We start from the raw sequence: 18,425 nt of genomic DNA on the forward strand, positions 1-18,425 counted from the left end.
TCTGAGCGCGGCGTGGGGGTGTGTGCCCCACAACGAGGGGGGGGGGGGCCCTCCGGCCCCCTCCCCCGGGCGCCGGCGTTCCTCCCCGCGCCCCCCCTTCGTCGTCGTAGCGGAAGCGACTACAGCTTGTCGATCACGTAGTCGATGCACTTCGTCAGGGCCTCGATGTCCGCCGGGTCGATCGCCGGGAACATCGCGACGCGGAGCTGGTTGCGGCCGAGCTTGCGGTAGGGCTCGGTGTCGACGATGCCGTTGGCGCGCAGGACCTTGGCCACGGCGGCGGCGTCGACCTCGTCGGTGAAGTCGATGGTGCCGATGACCTGGGAGCGCTTGGCCGGGTCGGCGACGAAGGGGTTCGCGTACTTGATGTCCTCGGCCCAGCCGTAGAGCGTGCGCGAGGACGTCGCCGTGCGGCGGACCGCCCAGTCGAGGCCGCCCTGGCCGTTGATCCACTCCAGCTGCTGGTTCAGCAGGAAGAGGGTGGCGAGGGCCGGGGTGTTGTACGTCTGGTTCTTGCGGGAGTTGTCGATCGCCGTCGGCAGGCTGAAGAACTCCGGGACGTGGCGGCCGGACGCGTGGATGCGCTCGGCGCGCTCGATCGCGGCCGGGGAGAAGACGCCGATCCACAGGCCGCCGTCGGAGGCGAAGGACTTCTGCGGGGCGAAGTAGTAGACGTCCGTCTCGGAGACGTCGACCGGGAGACCGCCGGCGCCCGAGGTGGCGTCGACCAGGACCAGCGCGCCCTCGTCGGCGCCTGCCACGCGCTTGATCGGCATGGCGACGCCGGTCGAGGTCTCGTTGTGCGTGAAGGCGTAGACGTCGACGCCCGCCTCGGCCTCCGGCTGCGGGTGCGTGCCGGGGTCGCTGGCGATGACGGTGGGCTCGGCCAGCCAGGGGGCCAGCTTCGCGGCCTTCGCGAACTTCGAGCTGAACTCGCCGAAGTTCAGGTGCTGCGACTTGTTCTCGATCAGGCCGTGCGTCGCGATGTCCCAGAACGCCGTCGAGCCGCCGTTGCCGAGGACGACCTCGTAGCCCTCGGGGAGCTGGAACAGCTCGCTGATGCCCTCGCGCACCTGGCCGACCAGGTTCTTGACCGGGGCCTGGCGGTGGGAGGTACCGAGGAGGGAGGTTCCGGTGGCGGCCAGCGCGTCCAGCGCTTCCGTCCGCACCTTGGAGGGGCCCGCGCCGAAACGTCCGTCGGCGGGCTTGATGTCAGCGGGAATCTGGATCTCAGCCACGGGGTGAGGTTAGCCGGTGGGGGAAACCTGGGCGAAACCTCGTCCGTCGGATGAGACGGCGTTTCGGTGGGCGGGCCGGATTGCCGGACGTCGGCTGATTTGCTGGAGGCATGTCGGAACTTGAGGCGGAACTGCGCAAGGTCGTCCGAGGCGAGGTCGGGTTCGATGTCACCCCACGAGCACTGGTCACCATGGACGCTTCCAACTACCGACGGGTCCCACTCGGTGTGGTCGCACCACATGACGCCGATGACGTCGCGGCCGTGCTGGAGGTGTGCCGGGACCACATGGTGCCGGTCGTGGCGCGGGGCGGCGGCACATCGATCGCCGGTCAGGCCACCGGCACCGGTGTGGTCCTGGACTTCACCCGGCACATGAACCGGATCCTCTCCCTGGACCCCGAGACCCGCACCGCCGTCGTACAGCCCGGCCTCGTCCTGGACCGTCTCCAGGACGCCGCCGCCCCGCACGGCCTCCGCTTCGGCCCCGACCCCTCCACCCACAGCCGCTGCACCCTCGGCGGCATGATCGGCAACAACTCCTGCGGCTCGCACTCGGTGGCCTGGGGCGCGACCGCCGACAGTGTGCGCGAGCTGGAGGTGCGCACCGCGCGCGGGCAGCGGCTGCGGCTCGGGCAGGGGTGGGCCGGTGCGCCGGACGGGCTGCGGGACCTGGTGGAAGGGGAGCTAGCCGGGCTGCGGACCGGCTTCCCCGAGCTGCCCCGCCGTATCTCCGGGTACGCGCTCGACGCGCTGCTGCCCGAGCACGGCGCCGACGTCGCCCGCTCCTTCTGCGGCAGCGAGGGCACTCTGGGCATCCTCACCGAGGCCGTCGTACGGCTCGTCGAGGCGCCACGCGCGCGTGCGCTCGCCGTGCTGGCGTACGCCGACGAGAGCGCGGCCGCGGAAGCCGCCGCCGGGCTGCTGCCGCACGGGCCGCTGACCGTGGAGGGCATGGCGGCCGACCTGGTGCCGCAGTCGGCGTCGGCCTTGCTGCCGCGGGGCGGGGCCTGGCTGTTCGTGGAGACGGGCGGGGAGTCGGAGGGCGAGGCACGCGCGCGTGCGCAGGCGATCGTGCGGGCCGCCGAGGTCGTCGACTCGGTGGTCGTCACCGATCCGGGCCGGCAGCGGGCGCTGTGGCGCATCCGGGAGGACGCGAGCGGTACGGCGACCCGGATGCCGGACGGGAGCGAGGCATGGCCCGGGTGGGAGGACTGCGCGGTGCCGCCGCAGCGGCTCGGGGCGTATCTGCGGGACTTCCGCGCGCTGCTGACCGCACACGGGCTGCGCGGGACGCCGTACGGGCATTTCGGGGACGGCTGCATCCACGTCCGGATCGACTTCGACCTGCTGACGGAGACGGGCGTCGGCCGCTTCCGGCGCTTCTCGGAGGAGCTCGCCGACGTCGTCGTGGCACACGGGGGCTCGCTGTCCGGGGAGCACGGGGACGGGCAGGCACGGGCCGAGCTGCTGCCGAGGATGTACGGGGACGAGACGGTGGCGCTCTTCGAACAGGCCAAGGGGGTGTGGGACCCCGACGACCTGCTCAACCCCGGGATGCTGGTGCGCCCCGCACCCCTGGACGCCAACCTCCGGTTCGCCGTGCTGCCCCGGGAGCCGGTCGACGTGGCCTTCGGGTACCCGGCCGACGGCGGCGACTTCTCGGCGGCCGTACGGCGCTGCGTCGGGGTCGCCAAATGCCGTACGACATCGGTGACCGGGTCCGCCGTCATGTGCCCGTCGTTCCGGGCCACCGGCGCCGAGGAGCACTCCACGCGCGGGCGCGCCCGGCTGCTGCACGAGATGCTCGCCGGGGAACTGGTGACCGACGGGTGGCGGTCGACCGAGGTGCGGGACGCGCTGGATCTGTGCCTGTCCTGCAAGGGGTGCCGCTCGGACTGTCCGGTCGAGGTGGACATGGCCACCTACAAGGCGGAGTTCCTGCACCACCACTACGCGGGGCGCCGCCGCCCGGCCGCGCACTACAGCATGGGCCGGCTGCCGCAGTGGCTCCGCGTCGTGGCACGCACGCGTACCGCCACGTTCGTCAACGCCCTGGCCGTCGTACGGCCGTTGGCATGGGTGGCCAAACGGCTCGGCGGGATCGCGCCGGAGCGGGAGATCCCACGGCTGGCGACGCGGACGTTCAGCCGGTGGTGGGAGCGGCGGCAGAAGGCCGAGGAAGGGGCAGGGGCAGCGGCAGGGGAAGGGGAAGTGGCAGGGGAGGGGGTGAGGGAGGCGGTAGTGGCCGGTGAGCTGGTCATCCTGTGGCCGGACACCTTCACCGAGCACCTCTCGCCGTCCGTGGGGCAGGCGGCCGTACGGGTGCTGGAGGCGGCCGGGCTGCGGGTGGCGCTGCCGCCGACGGTGCGGTTGACGGCGGGGCCGGGGGGTGACGGGACGACGACGGTGGCACTGGACCCCAAGGCCCTCCTACGGGGCCGGGAGCGCGTGTGCTGCGGGTTGACGTACGTCTCCACGGGGCAGCTCGACCGCGCCCGCTCGGTACTGCGGCGCACGCTCGACCTGATGGAACCGGTGCTGGAGACGTCCGCCCCGGTCGTGGTCCTGGAGCCGAGCTGCGCGGCAGCCCTCCGCTCCGACCTGCCGGAACTCCTGCACGACGATCCCCGGGCCCACCGCCTCGCCGACCGCGTCCTGACCTTCGCGGAGGCGCTCCAGCGGCTGGCCCCCGACTGGACCCCGCCCCGCCTGAACCGCCCGGCGGTCGGCCAGACCCACTGCCACCAGCACGCGGTCCTCGGCGACGCCCCCGACCGCCGACTCCGTCAAGCCGCTCTGCTCTCCGGCGAACTGAGCGGCGGCTGCTGCGGCCTCGCCGGTAACTTCGGCTTCGAGAAGGGCCACTTCGAGGTCTCGGCGGCCTGCGCCGAGGAACAGCTGCTGCCGTCGGTGCGGGCCGCGCAGGAAGGGGCGGTAGTACTCACGGACGGCTTCTCGTGCCGGACCCAGCTGGAGCAGCTGGCCGGGGTGCGGGGGCGGCATCTGGCGGAGGTGCTGGCGGAGGGGCTGGAGCGCGTGGGGGGCATGGAGCGCTTGGACGGTTCGGACGGCTCGGACGACTTGCGAGGCGGGGACGGCTTGGACGGCTCGGAGGGCTTTCGACGCGGTGAGGGCTTGGACGGCTCGGACGACTTGCGAGGCAGGGACGGCTTGGGAGGCGGGGACGGCTTGGGAGGCGGGGACGGCTTGGGAGGCGGGGACGGAAGTGACCGGTGAGCCGGCGGCTGAGCTGGGGCGGGTGGCCGTCCTCTCCGACATCCACGGGGTGCTCCCCGCCCTGGAAGCGGTGCTGGCGGAGCCGGAGGTCGCGGCGGCCGAGCGCATCGTGCTCACGGGGGACATCACGGCGGGACCGCAGCCCGCCGAGGTGCTCGACCTCCTGCGCCGGCAGGGCGACCGCGTGCTGTGGATCGCGGGCAACGCGGACCGGGAACTGGTCGAGTACCGAAGGGGCGAGCGCGACGACATCCCCGACCCGATCGGCCCGTACGCGGCGGCTCGACTCACCGACGAACAGGTCGATTTCCTCGCCGCCCTCCCCAAGACCCTGACCCTGCGCGTGCGCGGCCTCGGCGACGTCCTCTTCTGCCACGCCACACCCCGCGACGACGAGGAGGTCGTCCTGGTCGACTCCCGCCCCGCCCGATGGGCGGAGGTCTTCGACGGGGTCACCGACTCCGTCCGCACTGTGGTCTGCGGCCACACCCACATGCCTTATGTGCGGCTCGCACATGGGCGGCTGGTGATCAACCCGGGAAGCGTCGGGATGCCGTACGGGCGCGCGGGCGCCCACTGGTGCCTGCTGGGGCCGGGGGCCGACCTGCGGGTGACCGCGTACGACATCCCGCGCGCGATCGCCCGGCTGACCTCGGAGTGCGCCTACGTCGACATCGCCGACTGGGCGGACCACTTCCTCAACGCCCGCGCCACGGACGCCGACGCGCTGAGGGTGTTCGGACCGAGGGACGGCCGGTACACGGCCGAGTAGGCCGGCCGGTTCAGTCGATAGCCCACCCGGTGCGTTCCCGGCGAAAACCGACCTCCGGCTGTCCACACTCCGGGACAGCCCCATAGGCAGTTCACACACCTGACGAAGTCCACTACTCTGGACTTGGCAGTACAGCATGATGAACACCTCCCTCCGAGTCGAGCCCCTGGAACGCCCGTGAGCACGCCCGATGCCACCGCAGCCGCCACCGCCGCCACGTCCTCGCCGTCCCCTGCCCCGGGCGTCGCCGAGCCGACGGTCGGTGCCCCGCGCCGCTGGGGGTCGCTCGGTCCCGTGGGGCTCGTGCTCGCCGGGGGGATCTCGGTGCAGTTCGGCGGCGCCCTCGCGGTGACTCTGATGCCGCGGGCCGGAGCGCTCGGCGTGGTGGCGTTGCGGCTGCTCGTGGCCGCGGTCGTGCTGCTGGTGATCTGCCGGCCCCGGCTGCGCGGTCACTCGCGTACCGACTGGGGCACGGTGATCGTCTTCGGCATCACGATGGCCGCGATGAACGGCCTCTTCTACCAGTCGGTCGCCCGCATCCCGCTGGGCCCCGCGGTCACCCTGGAGGTGCTCGGTCCGCTCGCGCTCTCCGTGCTGACCTCGCGCCGTCTGGTCAACGTCGTCTGGGCCGGACTCGCCCTCGCCGGGGTCTTCCTGCTCGGCGGCGGAGGCTTCGACAGTCTCGACCCCATAGGTGTCGCATTTGCCCTGGGTGCGGGCGCCATGTGGGCGGCCTACATCATCTTCAGCGCCCGTACGGGCCGACGCTTCCCGCAGGCCGACGGGCTGGCACTCGCCATGGCGGTGGGGGCCGTACTGTTCCTGCCCCTGGGCATCGCCGAATCCGGCATGAAGCTCGCCGACCCGGTGACCATCGGGCTGGGCGCGGCGGTGGCGGTCCTCTCCTCGGTGCTCCCGTACACCCTCGAACTGCTCGCACTGCGCCGCCTGCCCGCGGCGACCTTCGCGATCCTGATGAGCCTGGAGCCTGCCGTCGCCGCGACCGCCGGGTTCCTCATCCTCGGCCAGGCGCTGTCCACCGCCCAGGCCGTCGCCATCGCCCTCGTCATCGCGGCGAGCATGGGGGCGGTGCGGACGCAGATCGGGCGCAGGGGGTCGGCCGCCCAGTCCGGGTGACCTGCCTGGGGGGCGGCTGAGGGGCGGCTCCGCTCAAGAAGTCCCCGAAGTGCTCGAAACGCCCTAAATGTACGAAGCGACTGAAGCACCTGAAGCGCCCGAAGGGGTATGAAGCGTCCAGTACAAATTCCGGCAACAAATTAATGCAAGCACGCTTGCTTGTTTCTGGGCCCGCTGCCATGCTCGCCCCATGGCCGACCCGACGCCCGTGTTCGACGACCTGCGTGCCGAGAGTGACGAACTCGACGGCCTCGTCGCCGAGTTGAGCCCCGAGCAGTGGGCTCTCCCGACCCCCGCCCCCGGCTGGACCATCGCCCACCAGATCGCGCACCTCGCCTGGACCGACCACTCGGCGCTGCTGGCGGTGACCGACGTGGAGGCGTTCCACGCGCTGGTGGAGACGGCCCTGAAGACGCCGGGGTCCTTTGTCGACGAGGGCGCGGAGGAGGGGGCCGGGCTGCCGCCCGCCGAGTTGCTGGCGCGGTGGCGGGAAGGGCGGGCCGCTCTCGACACGGCGCTGCGCGAGGCACCCCATGGTGTGCGGTTCCCCTGGTACGGCCCACCCATGTCCGCCGCCTCCATGGCCACGGCCCGACTCATGGAGACCTGGGCCCACGGTATGGACGTCACCGACACCCTGGGTGTGGTGCGCGCACCCACCGACCGGCTGCGGCATGTGGTGTGGATCGGGATACGGACGAGGGACTTCGCCTTCGGGGTCCACGGGCTCCCCGCGCCACTCGACGACTTCCGCGTCGAACTGGTCTCGCCCTCCGGTGAGTTGTGGGCATACGGCCCCGAAGACGCACCTCAGCGCGTCACCGGCCCGGCGCTCGACTTCTGTCTCCTGGTCACCCAGCGCGCCCACCGCAGCGACCTCGCGCTGCGCGCCGAAGGCCCCGACGCCGACCGCTGGTTCGACATCGCCCAGGTCTTCGCGGGCCCACCCGGCGCGGGCCGGGAGCCGAAGGGGGCCGAGCGGTGACGCCCGCTCCCCGCCCGCTGCGGATCGGCAACGCCTCCGGCTTCTACGGCGACCGCTTCGGCGCCATGCGCGAGATGCTCACCGGTGGTGACCTGGACGTCCTCACCGGTGACTACCTGGCCGAGCTGACCATGCTGATCCTCGGCCGGGACCGGCTTAAGGACCCTGGCGCCGGGTATGCCCGCACCTTCCTGCGGCAGCTGGAGGAATGCCTCGGGCTGGCGCATGAGCGGGGGGTGCGTGTCGTCGCCAACGCGGGTGGGCTCAACCCGGCCGGACTGGCCGATGCCGTGCGGAAGCTGGCGGACCGGCTCGGCGTACCCGTGCGCGTCGCCCATGTCGAGGGCGACGACCTCAAGGAGCGGTACCAGGACCGGTATCCGGACAGCCTCGCCGCCCACGCCTACCTCGGCGGCTTCGGTATCGCCGCCTGCCTGCGGGAGGGCGCGGACATCGTCGTCACCGGGCGGGTGACGGACGCGGCCCTGGTCAGCGGGCCCGCCGCCGCTCACTTCGGCTGGGAGCGGACGGACCACGACCGGCTCGCGGGCGCCGTGGTCGCCGGACATGTGCTGGAGTGCGGGGCGCAGGCGACCGGCGGCAACTACGCCTTCTTCCATGAACGGGACCGTGACCTCGCAAAACTCCGTCACCCCGGCTTCCCGCTCGCCGAGCTCCACGAGGACGGCAGCTGCGTCATCACCAAGCACCCAGGCACCGGCGGCTTCGTCGACGTCGGCACGGTGACGGCCCAGCTGCTGTACGAGACGGCCGGGGCCCGGTACGCGGGACCGGATGTCACCGCCCGCCTGGACACCGTACGGCTCACGCAGGACGGCCCCGACCGCGTCCGTGTCGACGGCGTACGCGGCGAGGCCCCGCCCCCTACCCTCAAGGTCGGCGTCAACCGCCTCGGCGGCTTCCGGGGCGAGGTCGCCTTCGTGCTCACCGGCCTCGACGTCGAGGCGAAGGCCGACCTCGTGCGCGAGCAAATGACGGACGCGCTGGCCAAGTCGCCGCCCGCCGAGGTCCGTTGGGATCTCGTCCGCACCGACCGGCCCGACGCTCCCAGCGAGGAGACGGCGAGCGCGCTGCTGCGGCTGGTCGTGCGCGACCGGGACCAGAAGACGGTCGGGCGGGCCCTGAGCGGGGCCGCCGTGGAGCTGGCGCTCGCGAGCTACCCCGGCTTCCATGTGCTGGCGCCACCGGGGAAAGGCTCGCCCTATGGGGTCTTCGAGGATGTGTACGTCCCCCATGGTGCCGTCGACCATGTGGCCGTCCTCCATGACGGACGCCGGGTTCCTGTGCCGCCGGCCCACGACACCGCCGCTGGCCTGGACGGCCTGGACGGCCTGGACGGCCTGGACGGCCCGGACGGCCTACCGGAGTCGCCTCTGCCGGGTCCCATGCCGGTGCTCCTGCCGGAGCCCCTCTCACCAGGGCCCACGAAGCGTGCCCCCCTCGGCCTGGTCGCGGGCGCCCGCAGTGGTGACAAGGGCGGGAACGCCAACGTCGGTGTCTGGGTGCGGACGGACGAGGCCTGGCGGTGGCTCGCGCATGCCCTCACCGTCGACCGCTTCCGCGAGCTCCTGCCGGAGACCGCCGACCTGACCGTCGTACGCCATGTCCTGCCCAATCTGCGCGCCCTCAACTTCGTGGTCGAGGGAATCCTCGGCGAGGGCGTCGCCGCCCAGCACCGCTTCGATCCGCAGGCCAAGGCCCTCGGCGAATGGCTGCGCTCCCGTCACCTGGACATCCCGGAGAGTGTGCTGTGACCGTCCTGCCGTCCACCCTGGACACCAACGGCCCCGACCACCGGGCCAACCGCGAGGCCATGCTCGGCAAGCTCGCCGAACTCGACGTCGAGCACGCCAAGGCGCTCGCCGGGGGCGGCCCCAAGTACGTCGAACGGCACCGCAAACGCGGCAAGCTGCTCGCCCGGGAGCGTATCGAGCTGCTCCTCGACCCGGACACGCCGTTCCTGGAGCTGTCCCCGCTGGCCGCCTGGGGCAGCGACTACACGGTCGGCGCGTCGCTGGTCACCGGCATCGGGGTGGTCGAGGGCGTGGAGTGTCTGATCACCGCCAACGACCCGACCGTGCGCGGGGGAGCGAGTAATCCCTGGTCGCTGAAGAAGGCCCTGCGGGCGAACGACATCGCGCTGGCCAACCGGCTGCCGGTCATCAACCTGGTCGAGTCGGGCGGCGCCGACCTGCCGTCCCAGAAGGAGATCTTCATCCCCGGGGGCGCCATCTTCCGGGACCTGACGCGGCTGTCGGCGGCCGGGATCCCCACCGTCGCGGTCGTCTTCGGCAACTCGACGGCCGGCGGCGCCTATGTCCCCGGCATGTCCGACCACGTGATCATGGTCAAGGAGCGCGCCAAGGTGTTCCTCGGCGGCCCGCCCCTGGTGAAGATGGCGACCGGCGAGGAGAGCGACGACGAGTCACTGGGCGGAGCGGAGATGCACGCGCGTGTGTCGGGTCTCGCCGACTACTTCGCCGTGGACGAGCCGGACGCGCTGCGCCAGGCACGGCGCGTGGTCGCCCGCCTCAACCACCGCAAGGTGTACGGCGATCCGGGCCCCGCCGAACCGCCCAAGTACGACGCCGACGACCTCCTCGGCATCGTCCCCGGCGACCTCAAGACCCCCTTCGACCCGCGCGAGGTCATCGCCCGGATCGTCGACGGCTCCGACTTCGACGAGTTCAAGCCGATGTACGGGACCAGCCTGACCACCGGCTGGGCGGCCCTGCACGGCTATCCGGTCGGCGTGCTGGCGAACGCACAGGGCGTCCTGTTCAGCGAGGAGTCCCAGAAGGCGGCCCAGTTCATCCAGCTCGCCAACCAGCGCGACATCCCGCTGCTGTTCCTGCACAACACCACCGGCTACATGGTGGGCAGCCAGTACGAGCAGGGCGGCATCATCAAGCACGGCGCGATGATGATCAACGCGGTCAGCAACAGCCGCGTGCCCCATCTCTCGGTCCTCATGGGCGCGTCCTACGGCGCCGGCCACTACGGCATGTGCGGCCGCGCCTACGACCCCCGTTTCCTCTTCGCCTGGCCCAGCGCCAAGTCGGCCGTCATGGGCCCCCAGCAGCTCGCGGGCGTGCTCTCGATCGTGGCCCGGCAGTCGGCGGCCGCGAAGGGCCTGCCGTACGACGAGGAGGGGGACGCGGCGCTGCGGGCCATGGTGGAGCAGCAGATCGAGTCGGAGTCGCTCCCCATGTTCCTGTCCGGGCGGCTGTACGACGACGGCGTCATAGATCCGCGCGACACCCGAACCGTCCTCGGTATGTGCCTGTCCGCCATCCACACGGCCCCCTACGAGGGCGCGCGCGGCGGCTTCGGCGTCTTCCGGATGTGAGGGATCCAGTGACCGACACTCTGAGGGACCCTTCAGTGATCACTTCTCTGCTGGTCGCCAACCGGGGCGAGATCGCCTGCCGCATCTTCCGCACCTGCCGTGAGTTGGGAATCCGGACGGTCGCCGTGCACTCGGACGCCGACGCGAACGCCCTCCACGCACGCGTGGCCGACGCGGCGGTAAGGCTGCCGGGAGCGGCGCCCGCCGAGACCTACCTGGACGCCGGGCTGATCGTGAAGGCGGCGGTGGTGGCCGGCGCGGACGCCGTGCACCCCGGCTACGGCTTCCTCTCCGAGAACGCCGACTTCGCGCGCGCGGTCCTCGACGCGGGCCTCGTCTGGGTCGGCCCGCCGCCGGAGGCGATCGAGGCGATGGCGTCCAAGACACGGGCCAAGGAACTGATGGGGCTGGCGCCCCTGGGCGAGGTCACCGAGGCCGACCTGCCCGTCCTGGTGAAGGCGGCGGCGGGCGGCGGAGGGCGCGGCATGCGCGTCGTGCGCCACCTGGACGAACTCGACGCGGCCCTGCAGAGCGCCCGCTCCGAGGCCGCGAGCGCCTTCGGGGACGGTGAGGTGTTCGTCGAGCCGTACGTCGAGAACGGCCGCCACGTCGAGGTGCAGATCCTCGCCGACACCCACGGCACGGTCTGGCCCCTCGGCACCCGGGACTGCTCCCTCCAACGCCGCCACCAGAAGGTCGTCGAGGAGTCCCCGGCGCCCGGACTCCCCGAGCGGCTCACCGACGAACTGCACACGCTGGCCGCCCGCGCCGCCCGCGCCGTCGACTACGTCGGCGCCGGCACCGTCGAGTTCCTGGTCGCCGGCGACCAGGCGCACTTCCTGGAGATGAACACCCGCCTCCAGGTCGAACACCCCGTGACGGAAGCGGTCTTCGGCCTCGATCTGGTCGCGGAACAACTCCGCGTAGCCGAGGGCCACGCCCTCGAAACCGAGCCTCCACACGCGCGTGGCCACGCCGTGGAGGCCCGCCTCTACGCGGAGGACCCGGCCCACGACTGGGCCCCGCAGACCGGCACCCTGCACCGCTTCGCCGTACCCGACAGCGTCCGCCTGGACACCGGCTTCACCGACGGCGACGAGATCGGCGTCCACTACGACCCGATGCTCGCCAAACTCGTCGCCCACGCCCCCACGCGCGCGGAGGCCATCCGCAAGCTGGCGGCCGCCCTGGAACGGTCGACGATCCACGGCCCGCTCACCAACCGCGACCTCCTGGTCGCCTCCCTCCGCCACGACGAGTTCACGACCGCCCGCATGGACACGGGCTTCTACGACCGCCACCTCACCGACCTGACCGAGCCCATCCCCGACCCCTACGCCCCCCTGGCCGCCGCCCTCGCCGACGCTCACGGCCGCTCCCGCTTCGGCGGCTGGCGCAACGTCCCCGCACAGCCGCAGGTCAAGCGGTACACGATGGCGGGCGAGGAGACCGAGGTCCGCTACCGCCACACCCGCGCGGGCGGCCTGGAGGCCGACGGGGTAGGGGTCGTACACGCCGACGCGCGTCTCGTCGTACTCGAAGTCGACGGCGTACGAAGGAACTTCGAGGTCGCGAGATACGGCGACGAGATCCACGTGAACACCACCCGCGTCACCGCCCTGCCCCGCTTCCCGGACCCGACAGCACAGCACGCCCCGGGCTCCCTGCTCGCACCGATGCCGGGGACGGTCGTACGCGTGGCCGAGGGGCTGGCCGCAGGAGCGCCTGTGCAGGCCGGACAGCCCCTGCTGTGGCTGGAGGCGATGAAGATGGAACACAAGGTCACAGCGCCGAGCACGGGGACGCTGAGCGCCCTCCACGCCACACCCGGCCAGCAGGTCCAGGTCGGCACCCTCTTGGCGGTCGTGGACAGCAACGCCCCTTAGGGGCGCGGGGAACTGCGCGACCAGCCACAACGAACCCGCAGTCGGAAGGAGTCCCCATGCCGCCCACCCTCGAATCCGAAGAACACAAGGCCCTACGAGCCGCCGTATCCACCCTCGGCACCCGCCACGGCCGCACCTTCACCCGAGAAGACCTCTGGTCGGAGGCCGCCAAGCTCGGCTACCTCGGCGTCAACCTGCCGGAGGCATACGGCGGCGGAGGCGGCGGGATAGCCGAACTCTCCATAGTCCTGGAGGAGTTGGGCGCCGCAGGCTGCCCCCTCCTCATGATGATCGTGTCTCCCGCCATCTGCGGCACAGTGATCGCCCGCTTCGGCACGGACGCCCAGAAACAGCACTGGCTCCCCGGCCTCGCCGACGGCACCCTCACCATGGCCTTCGGCATCACAGAACCCGACGCCGGCTCCAACAGCCACCGCATCACCACCACGGCTCACCGCGACGGAGTCGACTGGCTTCTCACCGGCCGTAAAGTCTTCGTCTCCGGCGTCGACATAGCCGACGCCACCCTCATAGTCGGCCGCACGGCAGACGCCCGCACCGGCACCCTCAAGCCCTGCCTGTTCATCGTCCCGCGCGAAGCGCCCGGCTTCACACGCCGCAAGATCGACATGGAACTCAACGCGGCGGAGAAGCAGTTCGAGCTCGTCCTGGACGACGTCCGGCTCCCCGCCGACGCACTCGTCGGCGACGAGGACGCGGGCCTCCTCCAGCTCTTCGCCGGACTCAACCCCGAACGCATCATGACGGCCGCCTTCGCGATCGGCATGGGCCGCTACGCCCTCGCGCGTGCCGTCGAGTACGCGCGCGACCGTACCGTCTGGAAGGCCCCCATAGGCGCCCACCAGGCCATCGCGCACCCCCTGGCCCAGGCCCACATCGACCTGGAACTGGCCCGCCTGATGATGCAGAAAGCGGCGTATCTGTACGACGCCGGGGACGACGTCGGCGCCGGTGAGGCCGCCAACATGGCCAAGTACGCGGCCGGGGAGGCCTGTGTGAAGGCGGTCGACCAGGCCGTGCACACCCTCGGCGGCAACGGACTCACGCGTGAATTCGGGCTCGCCTCGTTGATAACCGCGGCGCGCGTGTCTCGTATTGCTCCGGTGAGCAGGGAGATGATTCTCAACTACATCTCCCACCAGACCCTGGGCCTGCCGAAGTCGTACTGACCGGCACCCGTCCGGCACCGTGTCGCGAGGAGGAACCGTGTTCCGCAGCGAGTACGCAGACGTCCCGGCCGTAGAACTCCCCATCCACGAGGCGGTCCTGGGCCGGGCCGCCGAGTTCGGGGACGCGCCCGCGCTCATCGACGGTACGGACGGCACCACCCTCACGTACGACATGCTCGACCGCTTCCACCGGCGCATCGCCGCCGCCCTCGCCGAGGCCGGCGTCCGCAAGGGCGACGTCGTCGCCCTGCACAGCCCCAACACGGTCGCCTTTCCGACGGCGTTCTACGCGGCCACGCGCGCGGGTGCCGCCGTCACGACCGTGCACCCGCTCGCCACGCCGGAGGAGTTCGCCAAGCAGCTCACGGACTCGGCGGCCCGCTGGATCGTCACCGTCTCGCCGCTGCTGGAGACGGCACGCCGGGCCGCCGAACTCGCGGGCGGCGTGGAGGAGATCTTCGTCTGCGACAGCGCGCCCGGACACCGCTCGCTGATCGACATGCTGGCGTCCGCGGCCCCCGAACCGAGCGTCGACATCGACCCCGTGACGGACGTCGCGGCCCTGCCGTACTCCTCCGGCACCGTCGGCGTCCCCAAGGGCGTGATGCTCACCCACCGCCAGATCGCCACCAACCTCGCCCAGCTCGAACCCGCCGTCCCGACCGGCCCCGGCGACCGCATCCTCGCCGTACTGCCCCTCTTCCACATCTACGGCCTCACGGCCCTGATGAACGCGCCCCTGAGGCTGGGCGCCACGGTCGTCGTGCTGCCCCGCTTCGACCTGGGGACCTTCCTCGCGGCCATCCAGAACCACCGCATCACCGGCCTGTACGTGGCCCCGCCGATCGTGCTGGCCCTCGCCAAGCACCCGCTGGTCGCGCAGTACGACCTGTCGTCCCTGAGGTACATCATCAGCGCCGCCGCGCCCCTGGACGCGAGGCTCGCCACCGCCTGCGCCCAGCGCCTCGGCCTGCCGCCGGTCGGCCAGGCGTACGGCATGACGGAACTGTCGCCCGGCACCCATGTCGTCCCTCTGGACGCCATGCACGACGCGCCCGCAGGCACCGTCGGCCGGCTCATCGCCGGCACCGAGATGCGCGTCGTCTCCCTCGACGACCCCGACAAGGACCTCGGCGTCGGCGAGTCCGGCGAGATCCTGATCCGGGGCCCCCAGGTCATGAAGGGCTACCTCGGCCGCCCCGACGCCACCGCCGCGATGATCGACACCGACGGCTGGCTGCACACCGGCGACGTCGGCCATGTGGACGAGGGCGGCTGGCTGTTCGTCGTGGACCGCGTCAAGGAACTCATCAAGTACAAGGGCTTCCAGGTGGCCCCCGCCGAACTGGAGGCCCTTCTGCTCACCCACCCCGGCATCGCGGACGCGGCTGTGGTCGGCGCCTACAACGACGACGGAAACGAGGTGCCGCACGCCTATGTGGTCCGCCAACCGTCCGCGACCGACCTCTCCGAGGGCGAGGTCATGATGTACGTCGCCGAACGCGTCGCCCCCTACAAGCGCGTCCGCCAGGTCACCTTCATCGACGGTGTCCCCCGGGCCGCCTCCGGCAAGATCCTGCGCCGCGAACTGCGGGCGCCCAAGGAGAGCACATGACAGGACGCACAGAACACGCGGGACGCACAGAAGACACAGGACGCACAGAAGACACAGGACGCACGGGACGCACAGGACGTACGACGCTGGTCGGCCGCACACGCGCGCGTGCCGTGGAAACCCTCACCCTGGACTCCCCGGACACCCGCAACGCCCTCTCGGCGGCCCTGGTCGGCGAACTCGCCGACGCGCTGACGGACTGCGCCAAGGACGCCGGCGTACGCGCGATCGTCCTCACCCACACCGGCAACACGTTCTGCGCGGGCGCGGACCTGCGCGACCCACCGCCGGCGGACGCGCTGGTGGCCCTGCTCCGGCAGATCGTCGCACTGCCCAAGCCGGTCGTCGCCCGCGTCACCGGACACGTCCGCGCGGGCGGCCTGGGCCTGCTGGCGTCCTGCGACATGGCGGCGGCGGCACGCGAGGCCACCTTCGCCTTCACCGAGGTCCGTATCGGGGTGGCCCCCGCGGTCATCTCCCTCCCGGTCCTCCCGCGCACCGACCCCCGCGCCCTGGCCCGCTACTACCTCACCGGCGAACGCTTCACCGCCCCCGAGGCAGCCCGCATCGGCCTGCTCACGGCGGAGGGCGAGGACGTGGACGCCGTACTGGAACCCCTTCTGGACGGCCTGCGCAGGGCCGCTCCCGGCGCCCTGGCCGAGACGAAGGCGCTGCTCACGGCTAAGGTGCTGGAAACCTTCGACCGGGACGCGGCCGACCTGACCGCACTCTCGGCCCGGCTCTTCTCCTCCGACACCGCACGCGAGGGGATGACGGCCTTCCTCGAAAGACGGGATCCGGAATGGGTGGTGTGAGCACAGTCGGCGACCGCATGGACCGAGCGGACCGCGGCGACCGGGTGCCCAAGCAGGACCGCAGCCGTGCCACCCGGCAGCGGCTCCTGGAGGCCGCCGTGGCCTGCCTCGCCGAACACGGCTGGGCGGGCTCCACGGTCTCCGTCGTCGCCGAACGCGCCGGCGTTTCCCGTGGCGCCGCCCAGCACCACTTCCCGACCCGCGAGGACCTCTTCACGGCGGCCGTCGAGTACGTCGCCGAGGAACGCTCGACGGCCCTGCGCGCCCTGTTCCCGCAAGGCGCCTCGGGCGACCGGCACGCGGTCGTCTCCGCCCTCGTCGACCTCTACACCGGCCCGCTGTTCCGCGCGGCCCTGCACCTGTGGGTGGCCGCCTCGAACGAGGAACAGCTGCGCCCCCGGGTGACGGAACTGGAGGCCCGCGTCGGCCGTGAGACCCACCGGATCGCGGTGGACCTGCTGGGCGCCGACGAGTCCCGTCCGGGCGTACGGGAGACCGTCCAGGGCCTCCTGGACATGGCCCGCGGCCTGGGCCTGGCCAACCTCCTCACGGACGACACCGCCCGCCGCGACCGCGTCGTGGCGCAGTGGGCGGCGCTGCTGGAGGAGACGCTGGGCTGAGGGCCGGGCCGTCGTCAGTCGTCCTCGCCGTCGTCGTCCTGCGGCGCGGGGGAGGCCGTCGGGGACGGGGCGGACTCCGGCGGGGACACCTGCCCCGACGCCGACGCGCTCGGGCTGGGCGGTGTCTCGGACCTCGTGCCCGCCGTGCCCGTGTCGTCGGGGGCGAACCACAGCATGCCCAGGAGCATCGCGGCCATGAAGAGCGCCGCTCCGGCGGCCATCGCGACCACGCGCCGTGTCCCGCTCCCGGCCCCGGCCCCGGCGCCGGACCCGGATCGGGGTCTGGATCGGGATCTGGATCTCGGGCTGGGCCCACCGGTAGGCAGCGCCGCCCCCCGGGCGGACGGCAGCATGTACGTCGTCGGAGTGCTGGTCCCGCCCACCTGCTGTGACCCGGCGGCCGAAGCCGAAGCCGACGCCGACGCCGAAGCGACCGGCGGTCGTCGCCGCGACGGCGAGGTCGCGTCGGGCAGCGGCTCGGGGCGCCCCCGCCAGGCGCCCCCGGCGAACCAGTCGGCGGCCTGCTGGGCGCCGGGCCGATGCTCGGGGTCCTTGGCGAGCAGGCCCAGGAGGTAGCTCTCGAAGGCGGGCGGCAGACCGGAGACGCCCAGCTCACGGGGCGGTACGGGAGCCGCGTCGAGGTGCTGGTGGAGGATGGCGACCGCGGTGTCCGCGTGGAACGGCGGGCGGCCGGTCAGGAGCTGGTAGAGCACACAGCCCAGCGCGTAGACGTCGGAGGCCGGGCCCGCCGGCCGCCCCAGGGCCCGCTCCGGGGCGAGGTAGAGACTGGTGCCGACGATCTGCCCGGTGGCGGTGAGCGCCGCGCCCGGGTCGTCCATGAAGCGGGCGATCCCGAAGTCGCCGATCTTGAGGGTGCCGTCGGCGTCCAAGAGCAGGTTGCCGGGCTTGATGTCGCGGTGGACGATGCCCTGGCGATGCGCGGCGGCCAGTCCCGCGGCGGCCTGGGCGGCGATCCGGGCCACACGCTCGGCGGGCTGGGCGCCGGAGCGGGCCAGGGTCCGGGCGAGGCTGTCGCCCTCGACCAGCTCCATCACCAGGAAGAGCTGGTTGTCCTGCTCGCCGAAGTCCCGTACGCCGACCACGTTCGGATGGTCGATGCGTGCCGCGGTCTGCGCCTCCATCCGGAACCGGGGAGTGGCGGTGGGGTCGGCGTCCTGGGGAAGCAGGAGCTTGACGGCCACCTGCCGGGCGAGCGACTCGTCGTAGGCCCGCCAGACCTCCCCCATCCCACCGCGCCCGATCGACTCGATCAGCCGGTAGCGGCCCGCTATCAGCACCTGTTCCCCATCCCCCTCATGCCTGAGACGTCTTGATCGCCGCAGGCCGTAACTCACCACGTGGGGACGGGTGATGGTGGGGTGCCGCAGCCGCCTCAGCATACTGGCGGAGTGGATCAGTCACGTTCCGTATGCCGTCATCGCCGGCCTTCACCGACAGGTTCGCGCCGACCGCCGACCGCCGACCGCCGACCGCCGACCGCCGAACCGCAGAGCGCCGAGCGCCGAGCGGCGTCACACGGAGCTCATCGGCTCCGTGT

Annotated in this window: 13 protein-coding genes; 11 read left to right on the forward strand and 2 right to left on the reverse strand. The window is 72.2% G+C overall.

Annotated features, from left to right (window positions below):
• Positions 1-119: 119 nt before the first annotated feature.
• Positions 120-1,238, reverse strand: a complete 1,119-nt coding sequence (gene serC, locus ACFWYS_RS27210) for a phosphoserine transaminase (RefSeq protein WP_384774130.1) — start codon at positions 1,236-1,238, stop codon at positions 120-122.
• A gap of 110 nt (positions 1,239-1,348) precedes the next feature.
• Between serC and ACFWYS_RS27215 the strand changes: the two genes are divergently transcribed.
• From ACFWYS_RS27215 to ACFWYS_RS27265, 11 genes are all read left to right on the forward strand, one after another.
• The gene (locus ACFWYS_RS27215; protein ID WP_384774133.1) at positions 1,349-4,477 is read left to right on the forward strand and encodes an FAD-binding and (Fe-S)-binding domain-containing protein; all 3,129 of its coding nucleotides are present in this window, start codon (positions 1,349-1,351) and stop codon (positions 4,475-4,477) included.
• Positions 4,467-5,249 carry a metallophosphoesterase family protein gene (locus ACFWYS_RS27220; RefSeq protein WP_384774135.1) on the forward strand — a complete coding sequence of 261 codons (783 nt, stop codon included), beginning with the start codon at positions 4,467-4,469 and terminating at the stop codon, positions 5,247-5,249. The genes ACFWYS_RS27215 and ACFWYS_RS27220 overlap by 11 nt, the downstream gene beginning before the upstream one ends.
• Before the next feature lie 177 nt (positions 5,250-5,426).
• Positions 5,427-6,386, forward strand: a complete 960-nt coding sequence (locus ACFWYS_RS27225) for a DMT family transporter (RefSeq protein WP_384774138.1) — start codon at positions 5,427-5,429, stop codon at positions 6,384-6,386.
• 190 nt (positions 6,387-6,576) lie between these two features.
• Entirely contained in the window at positions 6,577-7,371 is a 795-nt protein-coding gene (locus tag ACFWYS_RS27230) for a TIGR03084 family metal-binding protein (RefSeq protein ID WP_384774141.1), read from the forward strand.
• Between the two features lie 65 nt (positions 7,372-7,436).
• Positions 7,437-9,146 carry an acyclic terpene utilization AtuA family protein gene (locus ACFWYS_RS27235; RefSeq protein ID WP_384774171.1) on the forward strand — a complete coding sequence of 570 codons (1,710 nt, stop codon included), beginning with the start codon at positions 7,437-7,439 and terminating at the stop codon, positions 9,144-9,146.
• Positions 9,143-10,741 carry an acyl-CoA carboxylase subunit beta gene (locus ACFWYS_RS27240; RefSeq protein ID WP_384774143.1) on the forward strand — a complete coding sequence of 533 codons (1,599 nt, stop codon included), beginning with the start codon at positions 9,143-9,145 and terminating at the stop codon, positions 10,739-10,741. Before ACFWYS_RS27235 ends, ACFWYS_RS27240 begins: the two co-directional genes overlap by 4 nt.
• Positions 10,742-10,776: 35 nt before the next feature.
• Positions 10,777-12,627 carry a biotin carboxylase N-terminal domain-containing protein gene (locus ACFWYS_RS27245; RefSeq protein ID WP_384774146.1) on the forward strand — a complete coding sequence of 617 codons (1,851 nt, stop codon included), beginning with the start codon at positions 10,777-10,779 and terminating at the stop codon, positions 12,625-12,627.
• 56 nt (positions 12,628-12,683) lie between these two features.
• Positions 12,684-13,817: an acyl-CoA dehydrogenase family protein gene (locus ACFWYS_RS27250; RefSeq protein WP_384774149.1), complete on the forward strand. Its 1,134-nt coding sequence runs from the start codon at positions 12,684-12,686 to the stop codon at positions 13,815-13,817.
• A gap of 37 nt (positions 13,818-13,854) precedes the next feature.
• Positions 13,855-15,432, forward strand: a complete 1,578-nt coding sequence (locus tag ACFWYS_RS27255) for a 4-coumarate--CoA ligase family protein (protein WP_384774151.1) — start codon at positions 13,855-13,857, stop codon at positions 15,430-15,432.
• A gap of 113 nt (positions 15,433-15,545) precedes the next feature.
• Positions 15,546-16,247 (forward strand): enoyl-CoA hydratase family protein, encoded by a 702-nt coding sequence (locus tag ACFWYS_RS27260; protein ID WP_384774154.1) that lies wholly within the window; start codon positions 15,546-15,548, stop codon positions 16,245-16,247.
• The gene (locus tag ACFWYS_RS27265) at positions 16,235-16,867 is read left to right on the forward strand and encodes a TetR/AcrR family transcriptional regulator (RefSeq protein WP_384774157.1); all 633 of its coding nucleotides are present in this window, start codon (positions 16,235-16,237) and stop codon (positions 16,865-16,867) included. Before ACFWYS_RS27260 ends, ACFWYS_RS27265 begins: the two co-directional genes overlap by 13 nt.
• Positions 16,868-16,881: 14 nt before the next feature.
• Here ACFWYS_RS27265 and ACFWYS_RS27270 read toward each other — a convergent pair whose 3' ends face one another.
• A complete protein-coding gene (locus ACFWYS_RS27270; RefSeq protein ID WP_384774159.1) occupies positions 16,882-18,165 on the reverse strand; it encodes a serine/threonine-protein kinase in 1,284 nt (427 codons plus the stop codon).
• Positions 18,166-18,425 lie beyond the last annotated feature (260 nt).

Source organism: Streptomyces sp. NPDC059010, from assembly GCF_042740355.1.
GTDB lineage: Bacteria > Actinomycetota > Actinomycetes > Streptomycetales > Streptomycetaceae > Streptomyces.

Coding starts and splice junctions, on each gene's coding strand:
- ACFWYS_RS27215 (WP_384774133.1), top strand. CDS start 1,349: ATGTCGGAACTTGAGGCGGAACTGCGCAAGGTCGTCCGAGGCGAGGTC.
- ACFWYS_RS27230 (WP_384774141.1), top strand. CDS start 6,577: ATGGCCGACCCGACGCCCGTGTTCGACGACCTGCGTGCCGAGAGTGAC.
- ACFWYS_RS27235 (WP_384774171.1), top strand. CDS start 7,437: ATGCGCGAGATGCTCACCGGTGGTGACCTGGACGTCCTCACCGGTGAC.
- ACFWYS_RS27250 (WP_384774149.1), top strand. CDS start 12,684: ATGCCGCCCACCCTCGAATCCGAAGAACACAAGGCCCTACGAGCCGCC.
- ACFWYS_RS27265 (WP_384774157.1), top strand. CDS start 16,235: ATGGGTGGTGTGAGCACAGTCGGCGACCGCATGGACCGAGCGGACCGC.